The 16,571-nt window shown below is 66.7% G+C and carries 23 protein-coding genes, 1 tRNA gene and 1 other RNA gene; 21 read left to right on the forward strand and 4 right to left on the reverse strand.

All coding sequences use genetic code 11. The annotated features are described in order from the left end of the window. Positions 1-63 precede the first annotated feature (63 nt). The 9 genes from ACFXIV_RS38435 (at position 64) to ACFXIV_RS38475 (ending at position 8,416) form a co-directional block, all read left to right on the forward strand. Positions 64-921, forward strand: a complete 858-nt coding sequence (locus ACFXIV_RS38435) for a helix-turn-helix transcriptional regulator (RefSeq protein WP_354840551.1) — start codon at positions 64-66, stop codon at positions 919-921. A gap of 193 nt (positions 922-1,114) precedes the next feature. After that, positions 1,115-2,236 carry a peptide chain release factor 2 gene (prfB, locus tag ACFXIV_RS38440; RefSeq protein WP_364608567.1) on the forward strand — a complete coding sequence of 374 codons (1,122 nt, stop codon included), beginning with the start codon at positions 1,115-1,117 and terminating at the stop codon, positions 2,234-2,236. A 3-nt stretch (positions 2,237-2,239) separates the two neighbouring features. Next, positions 2,240-3,100 (forward strand): mechanosensitive ion channel family protein, encoded by an 861-nt coding sequence (locus tag ACFXIV_RS38445; RefSeq protein WP_354840557.1) that lies wholly within the window; start codon positions 2,240-2,242, stop codon positions 3,098-3,100. A gap of 4 nt (positions 3,101-3,104) precedes the next feature. Continuing rightward, a complete protein-coding gene (locus tag ACFXIV_RS38450) occupies positions 3,105-3,266 on the forward strand; it encodes a hypothetical protein (RefSeq protein ID WP_379401745.1) in 162 nt (53 codons plus the stop codon). A gap of 57 nt (positions 3,267-3,323) precedes the next feature. Further along, entirely contained in the window at positions 3,324-4,013 is a 690-nt protein-coding gene (gene ftsE, locus ACFXIV_RS38455) for a cell division ATP-binding protein FtsE (RefSeq protein WP_354840562.1), read from the forward strand. Further along, positions 4,013-4,918, forward strand: a complete 906-nt coding sequence (gene ftsX / locus ACFXIV_RS38460) for a permease-like cell division protein FtsX (protein ID WP_379401744.1) — start codon at positions 4,013-4,015, stop codon at positions 4,916-4,918. The genes ftsE and ftsX overlap by 1 nt, the downstream gene beginning before the upstream one ends. Positions 4,919-5,058: 140 nt before the next feature. Beyond that, positions 5,059-7,200, forward strand: a complete 2,142-nt coding sequence (recQ, locus tag ACFXIV_RS38465) for a DNA helicase RecQ (RefSeq protein ID WP_379401743.1) — start codon at positions 5,059-5,061, stop codon at positions 7,198-7,200. Positions 7,201-7,313: 113 nt separating this feature from the next. Further along, positions 7,314-7,386 (forward strand) — tRNA-Glu (locus ACFXIV_RS38470). A 361-nt stretch (positions 7,387-7,747) separates the two neighbouring features. Next, positions 7,748-8,416, forward strand: coding sequence for a slipin family protein (locus ACFXIV_RS38475; protein ID WP_379401742.1), 669 nt, complete (start codon positions 7,748-7,750; stop codon positions 8,414-8,416). Between the two features lie 66 nt (positions 8,417-8,482). On the opposite strand, the gene ACFXIV_RS38480 is transcribed toward ACFXIV_RS38475, so the two are convergent. After that, complete coding sequence (locus ACFXIV_RS38480) at positions 8,483-8,767, reverse strand: putative quinol monooxygenase (RefSeq protein WP_379401741.1); 285 nt, start codon at positions 8,765-8,767, stop codon at positions 8,483-8,485. A gap of 226 nt (positions 8,768-8,993) precedes the next feature. Between ACFXIV_RS38480 and smpB the strand changes: the two genes are divergently transcribed. Next, entirely contained in the window at positions 8,994-9,470 is a 477-nt protein-coding gene (gene smpB / locus ACFXIV_RS38485) for an SsrA-binding protein SmpB (protein WP_154787106.1), read from the forward strand. A gap of 114 nt (positions 9,471-9,584) precedes the next feature. Beyond that, positions 9,585-9,957, forward strand: a transfer-messenger RNA (tmRNA) gene (gene ssrA / locus ACFXIV_RS38490). A gap of 37 nt (positions 9,958-9,994) precedes the next feature. Here the strand turns inward: ssrA and ACFXIV_RS38495 are convergent. Continuing rightward, on the reverse strand, positions 9,995-11,167 hold the full coding sequence (locus ACFXIV_RS38495; protein WP_379401740.1) for a tyrosine-type recombinase/integrase: 1,173 nt from the start codon (positions 11,165-11,167) through the stop codon (positions 9,995-9,997). A gap of 302 nt (positions 11,168-11,469) precedes the next feature. Beyond that, the gene (locus tag ACFXIV_RS38500) at positions 11,470-11,823 is read right to left on the reverse strand and encodes a helix-turn-helix domain-containing protein (RefSeq protein WP_379421403.1); all 354 of its coding nucleotides are present in this window, start codon (positions 11,821-11,823) and stop codon (positions 11,470-11,472) included. Between ACFXIV_RS38500 and ACFXIV_RS38505 the strand changes: the two genes are divergently transcribed. Both ACFXIV_RS38505 and ACFXIV_RS38510 read left to right on the forward strand, forming a co-directional pair. Next, entirely contained in the window at positions 11,781-12,098 is a 318-nt protein-coding gene (locus ACFXIV_RS38505) for a helix-turn-helix domain-containing protein (RefSeq protein ID WP_379401739.1), read from the forward strand. The two genes, ACFXIV_RS38500 and ACFXIV_RS38505, sit on opposite strands and share 43 nt — an antisense overlap. Next, positions 12,095-12,298 (forward strand): helix-turn-helix transcriptional regulator, encoded by a 204-nt coding sequence (locus tag ACFXIV_RS38510; protein WP_379401738.1) that lies wholly within the window; start codon positions 12,095-12,097, stop codon positions 12,296-12,298. Before ACFXIV_RS38505 ends, ACFXIV_RS38510 begins: the two co-directional genes overlap by 4 nt. A 510-nt stretch (positions 12,299-12,808) precedes the next feature. Here the strand turns inward: ACFXIV_RS38510 and ACFXIV_RS38515 are convergent. Next, positions 12,809-13,003 (reverse strand): hypothetical protein, encoded by a 195-nt coding sequence (locus tag ACFXIV_RS38515; RefSeq protein WP_379421404.1) that lies wholly within the window; start codon positions 13,001-13,003, stop codon positions 12,809-12,811. A gap of 101 nt (positions 13,004-13,104) precedes the next feature. Here ACFXIV_RS38515 and ACFXIV_RS38520 point away from each other — a divergent pair, with 101 nt between their 5' ends. The 8 genes from ACFXIV_RS38520 (at position 13,105) to ACFXIV_RS38555 (ending at position 16,529) form a co-directional block, all read left to right on the forward strand. Continuing rightward, a complete protein-coding gene (locus ACFXIV_RS38520; RefSeq protein ID WP_379421405.1) occupies positions 13,105-13,236 on the forward strand; it encodes a hypothetical protein in 132 nt (43 codons plus the stop codon). 79 nt (positions 13,237-13,315) lie between these two features. Further along, complete coding sequence (locus tag ACFXIV_RS38525) at positions 13,316-13,627, forward strand: hypothetical protein (RefSeq protein ID WP_379421406.1); 312 nt, start codon at positions 13,316-13,318, stop codon at positions 13,625-13,627. Between the two features lie 63 nt (positions 13,628-13,690). Further along, positions 13,691-13,966, forward strand: a complete 276-nt coding sequence (locus ACFXIV_RS38530; protein WP_379421407.1) for a hypothetical protein — start codon at positions 13,691-13,693, stop codon at positions 13,964-13,966. Then, complete coding sequence (locus ACFXIV_RS38535; RefSeq protein WP_379421408.1) at positions 13,963-14,379, forward strand: hypothetical protein; 417 nt, start codon at positions 13,963-13,965, stop codon at positions 14,377-14,379. The genes ACFXIV_RS38530 and ACFXIV_RS38535 overlap by 4 nt, the downstream gene beginning before the upstream one ends. Next, complete coding sequence (locus tag ACFXIV_RS38540; RefSeq protein ID WP_379405250.1) at positions 14,376-14,570, forward strand: hypothetical protein; 195 nt, start codon at positions 14,376-14,378, stop codon at positions 14,568-14,570. The genes ACFXIV_RS38535 and ACFXIV_RS38540 overlap by 4 nt, the downstream gene beginning before the upstream one ends. Next, the gene (locus ACFXIV_RS38545; RefSeq protein ID WP_379405248.1) at positions 14,567-15,118 is read left to right on the forward strand and encodes a WhiB family transcriptional regulator; all 552 of its coding nucleotides are present in this window, start codon (positions 14,567-14,569) and stop codon (positions 15,116-15,118) included. The genes ACFXIV_RS38540 and ACFXIV_RS38545 overlap by 4 nt, the downstream gene beginning before the upstream one ends. An 80-nt stretch (positions 15,119-15,198) precedes the next feature. Then, positions 15,199-15,936: a hypothetical protein gene (locus ACFXIV_RS38550; protein WP_379405246.1), complete on the forward strand. Its 738-nt coding sequence runs from the start codon at positions 15,199-15,201 to the stop codon at positions 15,934-15,936. After that, positions 15,933-16,529: a hypothetical protein gene (locus ACFXIV_RS38555; RefSeq protein WP_379405244.1), complete on the forward strand. Its 597-nt coding sequence runs from the start codon at positions 15,933-15,935 to the stop codon at positions 16,527-16,529. The genes ACFXIV_RS38550 and ACFXIV_RS38555 overlap by 4 nt, the downstream gene beginning before the upstream one ends. The last annotated feature ends 42 nt before the right edge of the window (positions 16,530-16,571 follow it).

A 16,571-nucleotide genomic window follows, 5' to 3' on the forward strand; every position in this document is an offset into this window, starting at 1 on the left:
CACGCTGAGGGTGGTAGTGGCAGGGACACGATAAGAACCGCGCCCGTTGCTAGCGTCGAATACGTGAGTGAGAACGAGCTGGGCCTGTTCCTGCGGCTACGCCGGGAGGCGGTCACGCCCGCCGAAGTGGGCCTGCCGACGGGGCCGCGCCGCCGCACGCCCGGTCTGCGCCGCGCCGAATTGGCCACACTCGCAGGAGTTTCCGTCGAGTACCTGACCCGGCTGGAGCAGGGCCGCGACCGGCACCCGTCCGCGCCCGTGCTGATCGCGTTGGCGGACGCGCTGCGATTGACCCCGGCGCAACGGGTGCACCTGCTCAATTTCGCCAAGGCCGGGGATCCGAACTTCAACTGCCGCGGCGGTTCCGGGCCCAACCGGCGCATCCGCCCGGCCGTGCAGGCCATGCTGGATCAACTCGAACCCGCGCCCGCGGCCATCATGAACCGGCTCAGCGAGATCCTCGCGGTGACCGACGGCTACCGTGCCCTGTTCGGCCCGATCGGCCTGCTCGACGGCGGTCTGCCCGGCAGCTACGCCCGCTACGTCCTGTCCGACCCGCGCGCCCGCGACGCCTACCCGGACTGGGAACACAAGGCCGACAAGGTGGTCGCCACCCTCAAACAGGGCCCCGGCCGTGCCGATCCCCACGTCGATGCCCTCATGGACGAACTGGCCGCCACCGTCGGCCCCGAATTCACCCGCCGCCTCGACACCCTCCCCGGCCTTCCCGACACCAATGGCGTCGGCCGCCTCACCCACCCCGAGGCGGGTCCCCTGCGCCTGGCCTACGAAACCCTGAACCTCTCCGCCGACGACGACCAATTCCTCATGGTCTATCTCCCGGCCGACGACGCCACCGCCACGGCCCTGGACCGCCTCGTCGGCCGCCGCCCAGGCGGACTGCGCGCCGTCGCCGGGTGATTTGTCGGAATAGTGCCTGGTGGCGGGTTCTTGTCCCGTTCGAGAGGTGACCACTGATTTCGCAACGGTCGGGGTAACTCACCGGGTGCGTCCAAAATCGGGTTGGCTCCCAACCGCCGGCACGGGTGCCTAAGTGACTACGGCACTTGGCCGTCCGCTGAAGGCTCGGGGAGGCGGGGTAGCCTTGAACATCGTGCATCCTGACGTCTCCGCTGATCTGGCCGAACTCGACACGACTCTGAAGACCATCGAGTCGGTGCTCGACATCGACGAGCTGGCTCGCCGCATCGACGAGCTGGAGCAGCAGGCGGCCGACCCGGAGCTGTGGAACAACCAGGAACACGCGCAGAGCGTGACCAGTCAGCTCTCCCACGCACAGAGTGAAATGCGCCGGGTGCGCGACCTCCGCCAGCGGCTCGAGGATCTGCCCGTGCTCTACGAGCTCGCCGAGGCGGAAGAGGGTGCAGATCGCACGGCCGCGCTCGCCGACGCCGACTCGGAGCGGGCCAGCCTGCACGCCGATGTCGAGGCCATGGAGGTCCGGACCCTGCTCTCGGGCGAGTACGACAAGCGTGAGGCGCTGGTCAACATTCGCTCCGGCGCGGGCGGCGTGGACGCCGCGGACTGGGCGCAGATGCTCATGCGCATGTACGTGCGCTGGGCCGAGGGCCACAAGTACGCGGTCGAGATCTACGACACCTCGTATGCGGAGGAGGCGGGCATCAAGTCGGCGACCTTCGCGGTCAAGACGCCCTACGCCTACGGCACGCTGTCGGTGGAAATGGGCACGCACCGCCTGGTCCGCATCAGCCCGTTCGACAACCAGGGCCGCCGCCAGACCTCCTTCGCCGAGGTCGAGGTGCTGCCGGTGGTCGAGACCACCGACCACATCGAGATTCCCGAGAACGAGGTCCGGGTCGACGTCTACCGTTCGTCCGGCCCCGGCGGCCAGTCGGTCAACACCACCGACTCGGCGGTTCGCCTCACCCACATCCCGACCGGCATCGTCGTCACCTGTCAGAACGAGAAATCGCAGCTGCAGAACAAGATTTCGGCCATGCGGGTGCTGCAGGCCAAGCTGCTCGAACGCAAGCGCCAGGAAGAACGCGCCCAGATGGACGCGCTCAAGACCAACGAGGGCGCGTCCTGGGGTAACCAGATGCGCTCCTACGTGCTGCACCCGTACCAGATGGTCAAGGATCTCCGCACCGGTTACGAGGTCAACAACCCCTCCGCCGTGCTCGACGGCGACATCGATGCTTTCATCGAATCCGGCATCCGATGGCGCATGCGGGAGCAGGCGACCCAGGGGTAGGGCATGAGTTCGATTCTCGCCGCGGGCACCGGAGCCGATTTCGCGAACTGGCTGCGGTCCAGCGGTCTCGAGATCGTGCTGCTGGTCGTCGGCGCCATGTTGTTCAGTCGCGCCGCGACCTTCGTGCGCGACCGCATCACTCGCAAGATCGACGCCGGCTTCCGCAGCAGCGATTCGCTGGTGCGGTCCGAGGCGGCCAAGCACCGGCATGCGCTGGCGCAGGTCATCACCTGGGTGGTGCTGTCCATCGTCTACTTCCTGGTGTCGCTGGAAGTCTTGCGGCGCTTGGGTTTCGAGCTCGGCGGACTGGTCGCCCCGGCCGCGGTGCTCGGCGCCGCCCTGGGTTTCGGGGCGCAGCGGATCGTGCAGGACCTGCTCGCCGGATTCTTCCTGATCACCGAAAGGCAGTACGGCTTCGGCGATGTCGTGCGCATCGCGGTCACTGGCAATTCGACCGAGGCCGAGGGTACGGTCGAGGACGTCACGCTGCGCATCACGACGCTGCGTAGCGCCGACGGCGAAGTGATAACCGTCCCGAACGGTCAGATCGTGAAAGTGACCAACCTGTCGAAGGATTGGGCGCGCGCCGCCATCGACGTGCCCGTTCCCGCCACCGCCGACATCAACAAGGTCAACGAGATCCTGCGCGAGGTGGGGGCCAAGGCCTTCGCCGATCGCAAGCTCAAAGCACTGCTGCTGGACGAGCCGACCGTCATGGGTGTCGAAGATCTCACCGTCAACCAGATGAACATCAAGATGGTCGCCCGGACGCTGCCGGGCAAACAGTTCGAAGTCGGGCGCGAGCTGCGGGTCCGGGTGGCCGCCGCGTTGCGCCGGGAGGGTCTCAGTGTCGGTGCTGATTAAGAGAATGCGTAAGTCCACGGCGATCCTGATGGCCGTGTGGGTAGCAACATTCGTTCTGTATGTCTTCGTCAAGCCCACCCAACACGAGACCAACAGCACCCCGCCGATCGTGAACACCATGCTCAGCAACTATCTGCCAAACGCTTCCGGGCACGCGGGCCGCTGAGCCCGAGTCCGCGCGGTGTGGTCGGCCGTGGCGGGGTGCTGGCTACACTGGCTCCCCGTGATAACCCTGCGCAACGTCACCAAGTCGTATCAGACCTCGACGCGGCCGGCGCTGGACAACATCTCCGTCGATATCGAAAAAGGCGAGTTCGTCTTCGTTATCGGGCCCTCGGGCTCCGGAAAGTCCACGTTCATGCGGCTGCTGCTCAAGGACGAGAAGCCGACCACCGGTGAGGTGTGGGTCGCCGACTTCCGGGTCGACAGGCTGCCCGGGCGCAAGGTTCCCAAACTGCGCCAGCGCATCGGCTGCGTCTTCCAGGATTTCCGGCTGCTGCAGCAGAAGACCGTGGAACAGAACGTGGCCTTCGCGCTGGAAGTGATTGGCAAATCGCGAGCATTCATCAATCGCTCGGTGCCCGAGGCGCTCGACATGGTCGGCCTCGCCGGCAAGGCCGACCGGCTGCCGGGTGAGCTCTCCGGCGGTGAACAGCAACGGGTGGCGCTCGCGCGCGCCTTCGTGAACCGGCCACTGGTACTGCTGGCCGACGAACCGACCGGCAACCTCGACCCGGAGACCAGCCAGGACATCATGACGCTGCTCGAACGCATCAACCGGACCGGAACCACGGTGGTCATGGCCACCCACGACAACACCATCGTCGACGCCATGCGCCGGCGCGTGGTCGAACTCGACCGCGGGCGCATCGTGCGCGACGACGAGATGGGCGTGTACGGGGTGGGCCGGTAATGCGCGCGGGATTCCTGTTCAGCGAGGTCTTCACCGGCCTGCGCCGCAATGTCACCATGACCATCGCCATGATCCTCACCACCGCGGTGTCGCTGACCATGCTGGGCGGCGGTCTGCTGGCGGTCCGCATGGCGGACAAGATCCAGGACTACTACGTCCAGCGCGTCGAGATCCGGTTGTATCTCGACGATCAGGTCTCCAAGACCGATCCGGACTGCACCGGGCAGCCGTGCGCCTCGCTCATGGCGGATCTGAAGAAGCACGACTATGTGGCGAACGTGCAGTTCGTCAACAGCCAGGACGCGGTGAAGGAGGTCAGGGAGACCACCTTCAAGGATCAGCCCGGGCTCGCCGACGAGGTGAGCAAGGACGGGCTGCCCTCTTCGTTCCGGGTGAAGCTCGACGATGTGACCAAATACCGGTCCATCTATGACGATTTCTCCAAGCGGCCCGGCGTCATGACTGTGCTCAATGACATGGACATCGTGGACCGGCTGGTCAGCTTCTTCGTCGGATTGCGCAATGCGGCCTTCGGTTTGGCGGCGCTGCAGGCGCTGGCCGCGCTGCTGCTGATCGCGAATATGGTTCAGGTGGCGGCGCTGGCCCGCAAGACCGAGGTCGGCATCATGCGGCTGGTCGGCGCCACGCGGTGGTACACGCAGCTGCCGTTCCTGCTGGAGGCGGTGCTGGCCGCGCTGGTGGGATCGGTGCTGGCGGTGGGCGGACTGTTCGTCGCGCAACCGCTGGTGATCAACCGGGCGCTGGGGTCGCTGTTCAACGACCAGGTGCTGCCGCGGATCACGGGCGACGACATCGCGTCCGTCGCGATGATCGTCACACCGATCGGTGTCGGATTCGCCGCTCTCACGGCATATGCCGCGCTTCGGTATTACGTCCGCGAGTGAATGCCACGCTCTTCCTTTTTTGAGGGTGCCTGCATTCATGCAGGCACCCCCAAAGGCTTCTCCACTCCACAGGGTGCGAAGTTCGGGCCATTGGCCCCAACGGCATTCCGGTGTCGGGCGGTGTCCGTAGGATTGCGGGCGTGAGTGCGCCGGAGGTCGAGACCGTAGTCGGAAACCTGGATGACGCCGGAAGCGATCCGGCGCACCAGGTGCTGCGAAAGACGTTCGGGTACGACAGTTTTCGCGGGCCGCAGCGGGACATCGTCGACCAGGTGATCGCCGGTGGCGACGCCTTGGTGCTCATGCCCACCGGCGGCGGCAAATCGCTGTGCTATCAGATTCCGGCGCTGGTGCGGCCGGGCGTGGGCGTGGTGATCTCACCACTCATCGCGCTCATGCAGGACCAGGTGGACGCGCTCAATGCCGTCGGCGTGCGCGCCGGATTCCTGAACTCCACCCAGTTCCCCGACGAACGGCGCACGGTCGAGGCGCAATTCGTGGCGGGTGAGCTGGATGTGCTCTACCTCGCACCGGAGCGGCTGCGGCTGGAGTCCACCGCGCAGTTGCTGGATCGGGGCAAGATCTCGGTCTTCGCCATCGACGAGGCGCACTGTGTCTCGCAATGGGGCCACGACTTCCGGCCCGACTATCTGGGCCTGTCGATGGTGCACGAACGCTGGCCGGACGTGCCGCGCATCGCGCTCACCGCTACCGCGACCGAGGCCACCCGCAAGGAGATCGCCGAGCGGCTCGACCTCACCCGCGCCAAGCACTTCGTGGCCAGCTTCGACCGGCCCAATATCCAGTACCGGATCGAGGCCAAGAATCGGCCCGAACACCAGCTGCTCTCGTTCATCCAGACCGAGCACGCCGGCGATGCGGGCATCGTCTACTGCCTCTCGCGCAATTCGGTCGAGAAGACCGCGGCCTTCCTGACCGCCAATGGTGTAGAAGCCGTGCCGTACCACGCGGGGCTGGACAATCGCACCCGCGCGGCCAACCAGGCGCGGTTCCTGCGCGAGGACGGGCTCGTGGTGGTCGCCACCATCGCGTTCGGCATGGGCATCGACAAGCCGGACGTGCGCTTCGTCGCACACCTGGATCTGCCCAAGTCGGTCGAGGGCTACTACCAGGAGACCGGCCGTGCCGGGCGCGACGGGCAGCCGTCCACCGCCTGGATGGTGTACGGCCTCAGTGATGTTGTGCAGCAACGGAAGATGATCGACTCCTCCGACGGCGACGCCATGCACCGCCGCCAGCTGCAACTGCACCTGGACGCCATGCTCGCGCTCTGCGAAACCGTGCAGTGCCGCCGCGTCCAGCTACTGGCCTACTTCGGTCAGCAGGGTGAGCGCTGCGGCAACTGCGACACCTGCCTCAACGCACCCGAGGCGTGGGACGGCACTGTGCCCGCCCAGAAAGTGCTCTCCACCGTGCTGCGGCTCAAACGCGAACGCGGTCAGAGCTTCGGCGCGGGCCATATTGTGGACATCCTGATCGGCAAGCGCAATCCCAAGGTGGAGCAGCACGCCCACCATGAGCTGAAGGTGTTCGGCATCGGCACCGAGCTGCGCGATATCGAGTGGCGCGGCGTCGTCCGCCAGCTGCTGGCCCAGGGTCTGCTCGCCGTGCACGGCGACTACGGTGTGCTCACCCTCACCGACGCCAGCAACCAGGTGCTGTTCGAGAAGCGCCAGGTCATGTTCCGGCGTGAGCCCGAACGCGCCAAGGCCGCCCGAACCGCCAAGCCCGCCAAGGCATCTCGCCTGGCCGCCGGCGACCTGAGCCAGTCCGACACCGACCTGTTCGAAAAGCTCCGCGCCTGGCGCGCGGCCACCGCCAAGGAGCAGGGCGTCCCCGCCTACGTGGTCTTCCACGACGCCACCCTCCGCGAGATCGCCACCCGCAAACCCGCCACCCTGTCCGACCTCGCGGGCATCTCCGGCATCGGGGAGAACAAGCGCGCCAAATACGGTGAGGGCGTGCTGGAAGTGATCGCCGCCGGCGGTTCGAGCACCGAAGCATCAAGCTCCGCACCGGCTTCCGGCTCCGCGGTCGCCACGCCGACCGGCCGGTCGGCGGCCTCGTCCCAGGGATCTCGGTCCGCGGCCTCGAGTGCGAGCCCGCAATCCGCGGTCCCTGAGCGGCGCTCCCCGCGGTTCGGCGCGGCGCCGGCCGCTGCGCCGAAACCGAGCCCGGCCACCCTCACTCCCGCCGACGAGATCCCCTGGCCCGACGAAGCGCCACCGGACTTCGACGAGCTCCCGCCCGACTACCAGTGATCGGTGTCCGGAAATGACCTCGCGCACGTCCATTAGCAGGCGATTTGGTTGCTGGGCGGCGGCACGATAAGCTTTCGGAGCTGCCGCGGTCCACGGATCGCAGCGAGCGACCTGGTCCCGTCGTCTAGCGGCCTAGGACGCCGCCCTCTCAAGGCGGTAGCGCGGGTTCAAATCCCGTCGGGACTACTGAGAAAGGCCCTTCAGCAAATGCTGAAGGGCCTTTCTGCATCTCAGCGTCCATCCCGAGCCCGAAAATCATTGGCGTGCACCGCGATACCGTGGCTACCGTGGGTCCCGGTCGTTCGAGGGGTGCCCCGGAATCTCCGGATCGTATTCCCCGTTCGAGAGCGGCCACGTCATTCAGGTTGGCGCAGAACAAATCTGCCGGGGTTCGATTCCCTTCACCGGTACGCCTCGCCCGGTCGGGTGCGGTGCCGTGGCCCTGCGGGCTCCCCGACTTCGGTCGGGGGACGCCCCCGCCGCGGTCCCGTGACCGGGCGAGGCGTGTCCGGTCACGCCGAAACCACTGTGGGGGAAGGAGATACACATGTTCACGACGGTCATGGAATACAAGACGGTCATGGAATACCAGCGCACGCTGCGATTCGAGGACGGCACCCTGCGGGAGGTTCTCGGCCCCGGCCGGCACCGCTACAACAAGGAACGCTGCACCCTGGTCACGGTCGATATGCGCCCGCGTCTGCTGCAGGTCGGCGGCCAGGAGCTGCTGACCCGCGACGGTCTGTCGCTGCGCGTCAGCTTCGTCGGCGACTGGGTGGTCACCGATCCGGTGACCTTCATCACCGGCGCCCAGTCCGCGGAGACGGTGCTCTACACGACGGTCCAGGAGGTCGCTCGCGATCTCGTGGCCGCGCACACCCTCGACGAGCTGGTCGCCGACCGCACCCGGCTCGGCGCGGGCACCGAGCGCGTGGCGGCCGCCGTGGAACGCCTCGGCATTCGCGTCGAGAGCCTCCGCGCCAAGGACCTCATGCTCCCGGGCGAGCTCCGTAAGGCCGCCCTCGAAACGGTGCTGGCGCGCGAACGCGGCCGCGCCGAACTCGAGCGCGCCCGCGCCGAGGCTGCCGCCCTGCGCTCGCTGGCCAATACCGCGAAGCTCCTGGCGGACAACCCGGTCCTGCTGCGCCTGCGGACCCTGCAGGTCGCGGCCGCTCCGGGCACCAAGGTCGTCCTCGACTCGCGGGAGAATGTCTGAGCAGTACGAGCAGCGAAGGGCACGGCACCGCCGCGGCCGGAACGTCCCGCTCCGGCCGGGACCGGTTCAGGCCAGCGCGGTCGTGTGGTTCTGCTCCCACACCTGGATGTGCGGCCCGAACTCGCTGAGGAAGGCCTGCACGTGCGGAGTCGAGCCGTGAGCGTCCAGCGCCTGGCGTGAATCCCAGTGCTCGAAGCACAGGAACAGTGACGGGTCGTCCTGGTCGCGGTAGAACTCGTAGGTGTGGCAGCCCGGTTCGGCGAGGGTGGGCGCGGTCAGCGTCAGCATCGCCTGCGCGACCCGGTCGGCTGCCACGGGATCGACCTTGATGCGGATGAAAGCCGTATGCACGGAAGTCCTTTCGAGGAGAGTCGCTGTGAACTGGCTCACGCCAGCGCTGTTCTCATGACTAACACCGGGCCCGCCGGGACGGGCTGGGCGCGTCCCGGCCACCGGAACAAGATGCCAGCCGGCGTGGTTGAACAACGAGGCCCGATTCCGTCACCGTGCGGGTTCGGGACGGAGCATCCGTAAGCTGGTTGGGCAGTCCGGGCAGCGACGGGACGATAGAGGAGAAATGAAGGAAAAGGGGCGCAAGGTCATCGCCAGCAACAAGAAGGCGCGGCACAACTACGCGATCCTCGAGACCTACGAGGCCGGGGTCGCGCTGGTCGGTACCGAGGTGAAGAGCCTGCGCGAGGGCAAGGCCTCGCTGGTCGACGCCTACGCCTCCATCGACGACGGCGAGGTGTGGCTGCGCGGCCTGCACGTACCCGAGTACGGGCACGGCACCTGGACCAACCACGCGCCGCGCCGCACCCGAAAGTTGCTGCTGCACCGCCGCGAGATCGACAAGCTGCTCGGCAAGACCAAGGAGTCGAGCCTGACCCTGGTCCCGCTGTCGATGTACTTCTCCGACGGCAAGGTCAAGGTCGAACTGGCCCTGGCCAAGGGCAAGCAGGACTACGACAAGCGCCAGGACCTGGCCCGACGCGACGCCGAACGCGAGGTCACCCGCGAACTCGGCCGCCGCATCAAGGGCATGCGCGGCTGATCCCGGGAACCCCGGGCTGACGGCGCGTTAATGGAATGAACCAAGGTTTGTTCGGTGTTAGGATAGGTAGCCCGGTGAGAGCCGGGTAGTTCATCTGAATCGGTGAACACAGACGGGGCTGAACGGTTTCGACTGCGTACGTTGATTCAGGGGAAGCGTGTCGGTGCAGGCAGGAGACCACCGTATAAGCGTCGCTGTAACCCTATAAGCGCCGATTCTCATCAGCGCGACTACGCTCTCGCTGCCTAAGCAACGAAGCGTGTCTGTCAGCCCGGGTTCGCCCTCGACCCGGTCCCTGGCATCAGCTAGAGGGCTCTACCGTCCGACGCGGTCGCGGCGCCGGACGGGACACCTAACAGCGACTGGGATCGTCATCTCGGCTTGTTCGCGTGACCGAGAGATCCGAGCAGAGGCATAGCGAACTGCACACGGAGAAGCCCTGAAGATGCGGCGGAGGACCCGGGTTCGATTCCCGGCAGCTCCACTCAAGCCCCCTGATCTGGAATCCAGGTCAGGGGGCTTTTTCATGCGCCGACAATCCTGAGGTGTGGTGCCGTGGGCACATTTTGGGCACGCCGCTCGGCGGCGGCTCGGAAACCCGTGCCCATCCGGTCGGCCACCTCGTCGAGATCGTCGTCGAACAGGTGCCCGTAGTTGTCGAGTGTCATCGTCGCGGACTTGTGCCCGAGCTGACGCTGGATGGTCTTCACATGCGCACCGCTGGCGATCATGAGCGACGCCGCGGTGTGGCGCAGCTGGTGCGCAGTCACGCGGGGGAAGGTCGCCAGGCCGGTCTCGTTACCGTCATCGTCACGCGGCACCGACGCGGCGATGCACCGCCCGACTGCCTTCGAGAACCAGTGGGTTGTCGTCGGCGGGCGGATCGGCGTTCCATCCTCGCGTGACCATATGAGCCCGGTCGGGTTCTTCTGAGCCTTGACCGCCGGGCCCAGGAGCTCGGCGACCTCGACGGGCACCGCGATGGTCCGCTGTTCCCACGTTTTCGTCGTGCCGATCACACTGCGTGAGTTCACCTTCGACGCCGACCGGGCGATGCGGATGCGCCGGCGGTCGAGATCGACGTCTCGCGGGCGCAGGGCGGCCATCTCGCCCCATCGCATGCCGGAATAGGCGAGCAGCATGACGATCTCGGTCCCCTTGCTGCATTCATTCGCGAGGGTGGCCACCTGGTCGTGCGTGAGGTAGACGTGATCGACCGGCACCCGGCGGGGGAGCGGAACGCCCGCGGCCGGGTTCGCGGGGATTCGCCGCTCGTCCACGGCCTCATCGAGGACGGCCAGCAGGACGCCGTGGATGTCCTCGATCGTCGAGGGTGCGCGGTCGATTCCGGCGATCCAGTCCCGAATCTCGGGCCGGACGATCGAGGCGACTTGCCTTGTGCCCCAATATGGTTTGACGTGCACACGCCATATGGACTCGACGCGCTCTGACCACGAGTCCTTGGTGTGCACTTGCCGGGGTAGCCACTTCTCGCCGACGTCGGCGACAGTTGCCCGTCCCATCGATGGCGCGATGTATTCGCCGGTCATCTTCTGGACTTCGACTGTGGCCATGAACTTCTCGGCGTCGATCTTGCGTCGGAAGCCACGCTTCTTGGTCGGCTTGCCGTCCGGTTTCCTGTACCGGACCATGTATCGCTTGCCCTTGCTCGTCTCGTAGGGCTCAACGGTTGCCATGCGGACTACTCCGATCTACTCGATCATCGGTTGTGACAGTTGACCGTTCGGTTGTCGCCTGCTGAATGTTTGCCCAATTTGATTGCTTTACTTCCTTTTTAATGAAGCCGAATGTATGTTCGACCTCATGGCGTTGGGCTGGAGGGGATCTGGCCGGCCAGTCGTGGTGGGTTGGGAAGTAGCGAGGACGTGATCGTGTGGGTATGACGTTCGGGAATGACACCAACAGTCCGCTTGAGATCCCGCGGGTTGCCGAGGGGATTCTTGTGATGGCTGCGGAGCTGGGAGTGCAGCCCAGCCATCTACTCGCGCAAGCTGGCCTGGGCTGCGTCCAGAAATGCGCCCGGGGAGACGCCCAGCAGGCCTGATATTGCTACGAGCTGGTCCAGTGTCATTGCGCGCTCGCAGTTCTCCATGCGTCGAATGGTGTTGGTGCTCAATCCGGTTCGCTCGGCGAACTGTGTTTGCGTGAGGTCCATCCTTGCGCGCTCTGCGCGAAGGTGAGCCGCTACGGCACGTCGGGCCTGATCTACTGTGATGCCCGTTTGGGTGCGTCTGATCTCCATTGTGGTCATTTTGACCCCTGAATGGAGCGATTTCAAGTGCCCCGGTAGTGGAAAACCTGGAGCAAATTTCGCCCCGTTCGGGTTTGACATCGCTCCAATTGGGGCGCAAGATGGCCTGCGTGATGATCAACTACGCGGCACGGATTGCCGCAGGACTCCGAGCCGAAAGGGCCCGCCAGCGCCGCACGCGCAAGTCCATCGCTGCCCAGTCCGGCCTCAGTGTCGGAACGGTAGGCCGATTGGAGAACGGCGAGCGTTCCGCGACAGTTGAGCAGCTGATGGCACTTGCCAGCGCCCTCGATGTTCCGGCGACGGCACTGCTCCCTGAGCTGGCAAACGTCCGGGCGCAGCGCGGTGCGAAATGAGCGACGCCGGGCTCTCTCTAGCCACTTCGGCCGAAGTTGCCGCCACGCTCCGCACCACACCCGCCGCGCTTGCGCAGCTCCGCTACCGCGGCGAAGGCCCCGTGTTTCGAAAGCTCGGTCGTCGAGTGCTCTACCGCTGGGAAGACGTCAACGCATGGGTCGATGCCCAAGCGTCCACGAGCACCGGGCTGGCGTCCTGACCTGCCTGTCGGTGGGTCCTGCCGCCCTTGCGTCATTCAACTAGTTCCCAAATCCCAACGCAGACAGAGAGATTGCAATGGACTTGCTCGCCTGGATTTGCATACTGCTCCACCTGGCCCCGCGGCCGATTCCCGAAACCCTGCCCCTGCAAACCCCGATCGGATCGTGGCCGTTCGGAGCTGACGCGTGACCGGCATGGTGACCTTCGTGACCGTGTGGTCGCTGCTGTTCGGGGCGCTGATTCCGCTGTTCCGCCTGGTGGCCTCGGCGGGTAGGCGGTCGCGGTGAATCACACTCAGCCGTATATGGATGTGGACACCGCCGCGGTCCTCACCGAGGCCGATGTGCGTCGGATCGTACGTGAGGAGATCGCGGATTGGGACCGCCGCGTGGCCTTGGGTGTCGCGGAAAGTCTGGGCGCGACGTTCGGGGAGTTCACTGGTGGTGGAAACCGCGAACAGCTTCCCGTCACGGCGAAGCTGTTCGACGATCTCAAACTCGCGGGGTTGTCAGTCGGCCTGGTTGCGGCTGCGGATCTCCCCCTCGAGCCGGTGGACGGCCGCGATGAGTCCGGACAGTCCGGCCTGGACGCCCCCGAGCGTCCCGTGCTCGGCGATGGCAGCGTCCACCTTGGTCTTGATCTCGTAGGTGATCGGGGACTCGGCGGGATCGACGGTGCTCCAGTCGAAATGCTGGTTGGACATGAGTCTTCTCCTTCACAGGTTGGTGTATCGAGCACCCCAACAGTAGGAGAGCCCCCGGTCGTCGGAGCCGATGACGCTCCGGCGACCGGTGAGGGGGCGTCGTGAATCACACTCGCTCGCATCGTGTCCCGGACACGGCCGCCATCCTCGGCTGGGACTTCATCGCGCTGCTGATCGTCGCCAGCGGCTGGCTGACCGGCATGTGGCTGACCTGCTGGGGAGCGCCGCTGTGATCGACTCGCTCTGCGTCGCAATCGTTGCCATCGCCCTGGGCCTGGCTGGCCTCATCGTCGCGGGCGTGGGTGGTCGGCGATGAGCACCCACACCCCCTGGTACCTCGCCTACGAGGCTGGCGTCGAGGCACACGGACGGCTGCATCAGCCGCTGACCGCGCTGCCACTTCCCGAACCCCTCGAGCCCGAAGAGTTCGCGCTCGTCGCCGACATCCTCGACACCAGCGCGGCCATGGCCGGCCAAATCCTGGTGCCCCGCGTGATCAGGAATATCACCGGCGCTGTTCTGCAGCTGCTCGGCATCAAGTCGTCTCCGAGCCCGGTCTCGGGGTCCGGGTCGCCCGCCGCCGGTGATGACTGCCCGGCGGCGACTGCCCTGTCCAACCCCTGAAATGAAGCATCCCGCGAGCTCCAATCTCGCGGGATGCATTCCAGTGAGCGAAAGGAATGCTACATGGGAAAGCATCGCAAGCAGGGCAACCGTTGGTGGCCCCTGCGCCGCCGCGCCGATATCGCGGCGCAGATCGAGGAGCAGGCGCGCCGCGCCGCGGCCGAGGCGGTGACCGACCCGTTCGCCATCTACGACGAGCGGAACGAGAGGTACGTCGCCGCGGCCAAGGCCGAGCAGCAGTCGCTCGTTCGCGGCGGCGCGCTGAAGTCGGACTTCATGGATCCGGCCTGGACGGGCCGCGCTGGGCTGGCCGACAGCGGACAGGCGGTGACCTGGTGAATCAGGCACCGATCACCGTGGACCACTGGGCCTTTCAGGCCGCGATCCAGCCCGCTGTTTCCGAGTTCATGAATTCGCTCGCGCCGGACGCGCCTGCGCTGTGGTGGCACATGTTGTTCACCTGCGGACACCTCGAGCTGCGCGGAATGGTTGAAGCGGGGCGCTATTCCGATCCGGCGGCCGTCGCTGAACAGTGGGCGGCCCTGCTCGGCCTCGAAGACGAGGAGACTCTGCCGGGCATGCGCATGTTCCGCGGTCGGCTTCCCGGCCTGGATGCGGAGCGCGTCGGGGTCTGGTACATCGCCGACCGCGCTGAGTTCGAGGCGGAAGCCGCCCGGGCGATCGCCGCATCGGACCGCGTCCAGGCGGAAGTGACGCAGGCCGAAGCGCCGGCCGCCTGGGAGGCCAAGTGAGCGCGCCGATTCCGTTCCCCACGCCCGGGCCCGCGTCCGCTGACGCCGTGTCTGTGCTCGACGTCATGGCGGTCACCGTGCTCGACGAGCTGGCGAAAGACCTTGATTTCGAAGGACTTCCGAAGTTCGCCGACCGTGTCCGCAAGGCGATCGAGCTGCTGGCCGTCGGCGCGCGGGAGGTGGCGCGTTGAGCGGAGAGAAGCGTCCGGCCTGCAATGCGCCTGGCGTCGATCCTAGGTTGTGGGACGCCGAGGGCGACAAGCAGGCCGAGTTCGCCGCGAAAGAGATCTGCGTGACGCGGTGCGAGATCCGGCTCGAGTGCGGGACGGCGGCGGCGAAGCGCGGTGAGCGGTGGGGGATCCGCGCGGGCTATCGCGTGAACCGCATCCGGGAGCGAAAACAGCTGCGCGCCTACGTCGGCCTCGATCGCCTGCCGTCGACGGCGGAGACGACGACCGCCAAACCCACCCGGACTGTGACATGCCCGTGCGGGCGCGAGTTCCTCACCCGCTCGCCCCACGCGATCCGGTGCCAGCCCTGCATCAGGGACCTGGTCGACGCTGCCCCGGTCGCTGCGCACCTGAGCAAGCTCCGCGCCGAGTTCGGCTGGACCTATCCGAAGTTCTCGGACCGGACCGGTATCTCACTCGCAGTGCTCAAGTCGATCCCGAACCGCGAGTTCATCCAGCGAGCCAGGGCGGACCGCCTGCTCGACCTGCCACTCGCGGCGGCGGCATGAGCAGCGCACCCGGGCGAGGAGCCCGGCGCGATTCATCAAATCCATCAGCCCGTATGGGCATTCATTCGGGAGGAACACCGGTGAGCGATACCGGGAACACGCAGCGGTCACCGAAAGACGCTGCCGCACAACAGGAGCACGCCACTACGCCGGTCGTATTCCTCGACACCGAGACGACCGGGCTGCACGCTGAGCGCCGCCCGTGGGAAATCGCCATGATCCGCCGCGACGGTGCGGAGCGGCGCGAGATGAGCATGTTCATCTGGGGCGTCGACCTGTCCGGCGCGGAGGCCGAAGCGCTGCGGATCGGCCGCTTCTACCAACGGCACCCGCAGTACCGCGCGCCCCTGGACACGAATAATCCATGGCCGCGCATGATCGCGCTGGATCCGGGCGAGCGGGTCGAGGACGAGCAGTCTGCCGCGTGGATCGTCGAGCGCTGGACGCGCGGCGCGACCGTGTTCGGCGTGAACCCGGGATTCGACCTCGGCACCCTCGCGCCGATGCTGCGCCGCCACGAACTCGCGCCGTCCTGGCACTACACCCCGGTCGACATCAAGACCTTCGCGATGGGCTGGCTGCACGGGCTCTCCACGTACAGCACCGCCCCGGACCTCGACGGGCTCATCGAGCTGACTCCGCTCGGGGCCACCAGGCCGGCGGCGCTGGACCTGCCGTGGAAATCCGGTGAGGTCTCCCAGGCGTGCGACGTCGTGCAGCCCGGCGACGCCGACAAGCACACCGCGCTCGGAGATGCGCTGTGGGTCGAGCGCTGGTGGGACCGGATCACCGGCGCGTCACAAGGCGGTGCGCGATGAGCGAACAGCCGCAGTTCGTCAGCGAAATCCCCCCGCGCCGAGGGCACTACGGAAAACACGACGTTTCCGTTCAATTCGCCCAGGCGCTGCGCAGCAACCCCGGCCAATGGGCAGTTTGGCCGGGTTCGCTCAGCCCCAAAAGCGTGTATGCCATCGCCTCCCGAATCAACCGCGGCCAAAACAAGGCGTTTCCCGTGGGCGAATACGAGGCCGCAGGACGGGAGGGCGTCGTCTACGTCCGCTACATCGGCAGTTCCCACACCGCCTCCAATCCGGGCACAAAACCGGAACCTACGCAGGTCACAGAGTCGGCCAAGGCCTCTACCGAGAGCGATCCACCGAAGCAGCGCCCCGCGCAGAAGGCCGCCGCCCCGAAGCTGATAACGGCCGAGCAGTCTGCGCGAATCGGCGAGCTCATGGCCGCGTTGGGCGTCATCGACGAGGCCGACCAGCGTGACCTCGCGGCCCGCATCCTGGGAAAGCCTGTCCCAGTCCCGGGCAAGCTCACCATCGATGAGGCGGACACTCTCATCGCCGAGCTCGCCGACGCGCTGGCCGCGGAGCGGGCGAAGGCCGAAGGCCGTGCGCAGTGAGTGCACCTTACGTTCCCGACGCCCGCCCGCCGGCCTCGACCG

Origin of the sequence: Nocardia sp. NPDC059236, assembly GCF_042754085.1 — a bacterium.
Taxonomy (GTDB): Bacteria; Actinomycetota; Actinomycetes; order Mycobacteriales; family Mycobacteriaceae; genus Nocardia.

Coding starts and splice junctions, on each gene's coding strand:
- ACFXIV_RS38445 (WP_354840557.1), top strand. CDS start 2,240: ATGAGTTCGATTCTCGCCGCGGGCACCGGAGCCGATTTCGCGAACTGG.
- ACFXIV_RS38450 (WP_379401745.1), top strand. CDS start 3,105: ATGCGTAAGTCCACGGCGATCCTGATGGCCGTGTGGGTAGCAACATTC.
- ftsX (WP_379401744.1), top strand. CDS start 4,013: ATGCGCGCGGGATTCCTGTTCAGCGAGGTCTTCACCGGCCTGCGCCGC.
- ACFXIV_RS38475 (WP_379401742.1), top strand. CDS start 7,748: ATGTTCACGACGGTCATGGAATACAAGACGGTCATGGAATACCAGCGC.
- smpB (WP_154787106.1), top strand. CDS start 8,994: ATGAAGGAAAAGGGGCGCAAGGTCATCGCCAGCAACAAGAAGGCGCGG.
- ACFXIV_RS38495 (WP_379401740.1), bottom strand. CDS start 11,167: ATGGCAACCGTTGAGCCCTACGAGACGAGCAAGGGCAAGCGATACATG.
- ACFXIV_RS38500 (WP_379421403.1), bottom strand. CDS start 11,823: ATGTCAAACCCGAACGGGGCGAAATTTGCTCCAGGTTTTCCACTACCG.
- ACFXIV_RS38510 (WP_379401738.1), top strand. CDS start 12,095: ATGAGCGACGCCGGGCTCTCTCTAGCCACTTCGGCCGAAGTTGCCGCC.
- ACFXIV_RS38515 (WP_379421404.1), bottom strand. CDS start 13,003: ATGTCCAACCAGCATTTCGACTGGAGCACCGTCGATCCCGCCGAGTCC.
- ACFXIV_RS38525 (WP_379421406.1), top strand. CDS start 13,316: ATGAGCACCCACACCCCCTGGTACCTCGCCTACGAGGCTGGCGTCGAG.
- ACFXIV_RS38530 (WP_379421407.1), top strand. CDS start 13,691: ATGGGAAAGCATCGCAAGCAGGGCAACCGTTGGTGGCCCCTGCGCCGC.
- ACFXIV_RS38555 (WP_379405244.1), top strand. CDS start 15,933: ATGAGCGAACAGCCGCAGTTCGTCAGCGAAATCCCCCCGCGCCGAGGG.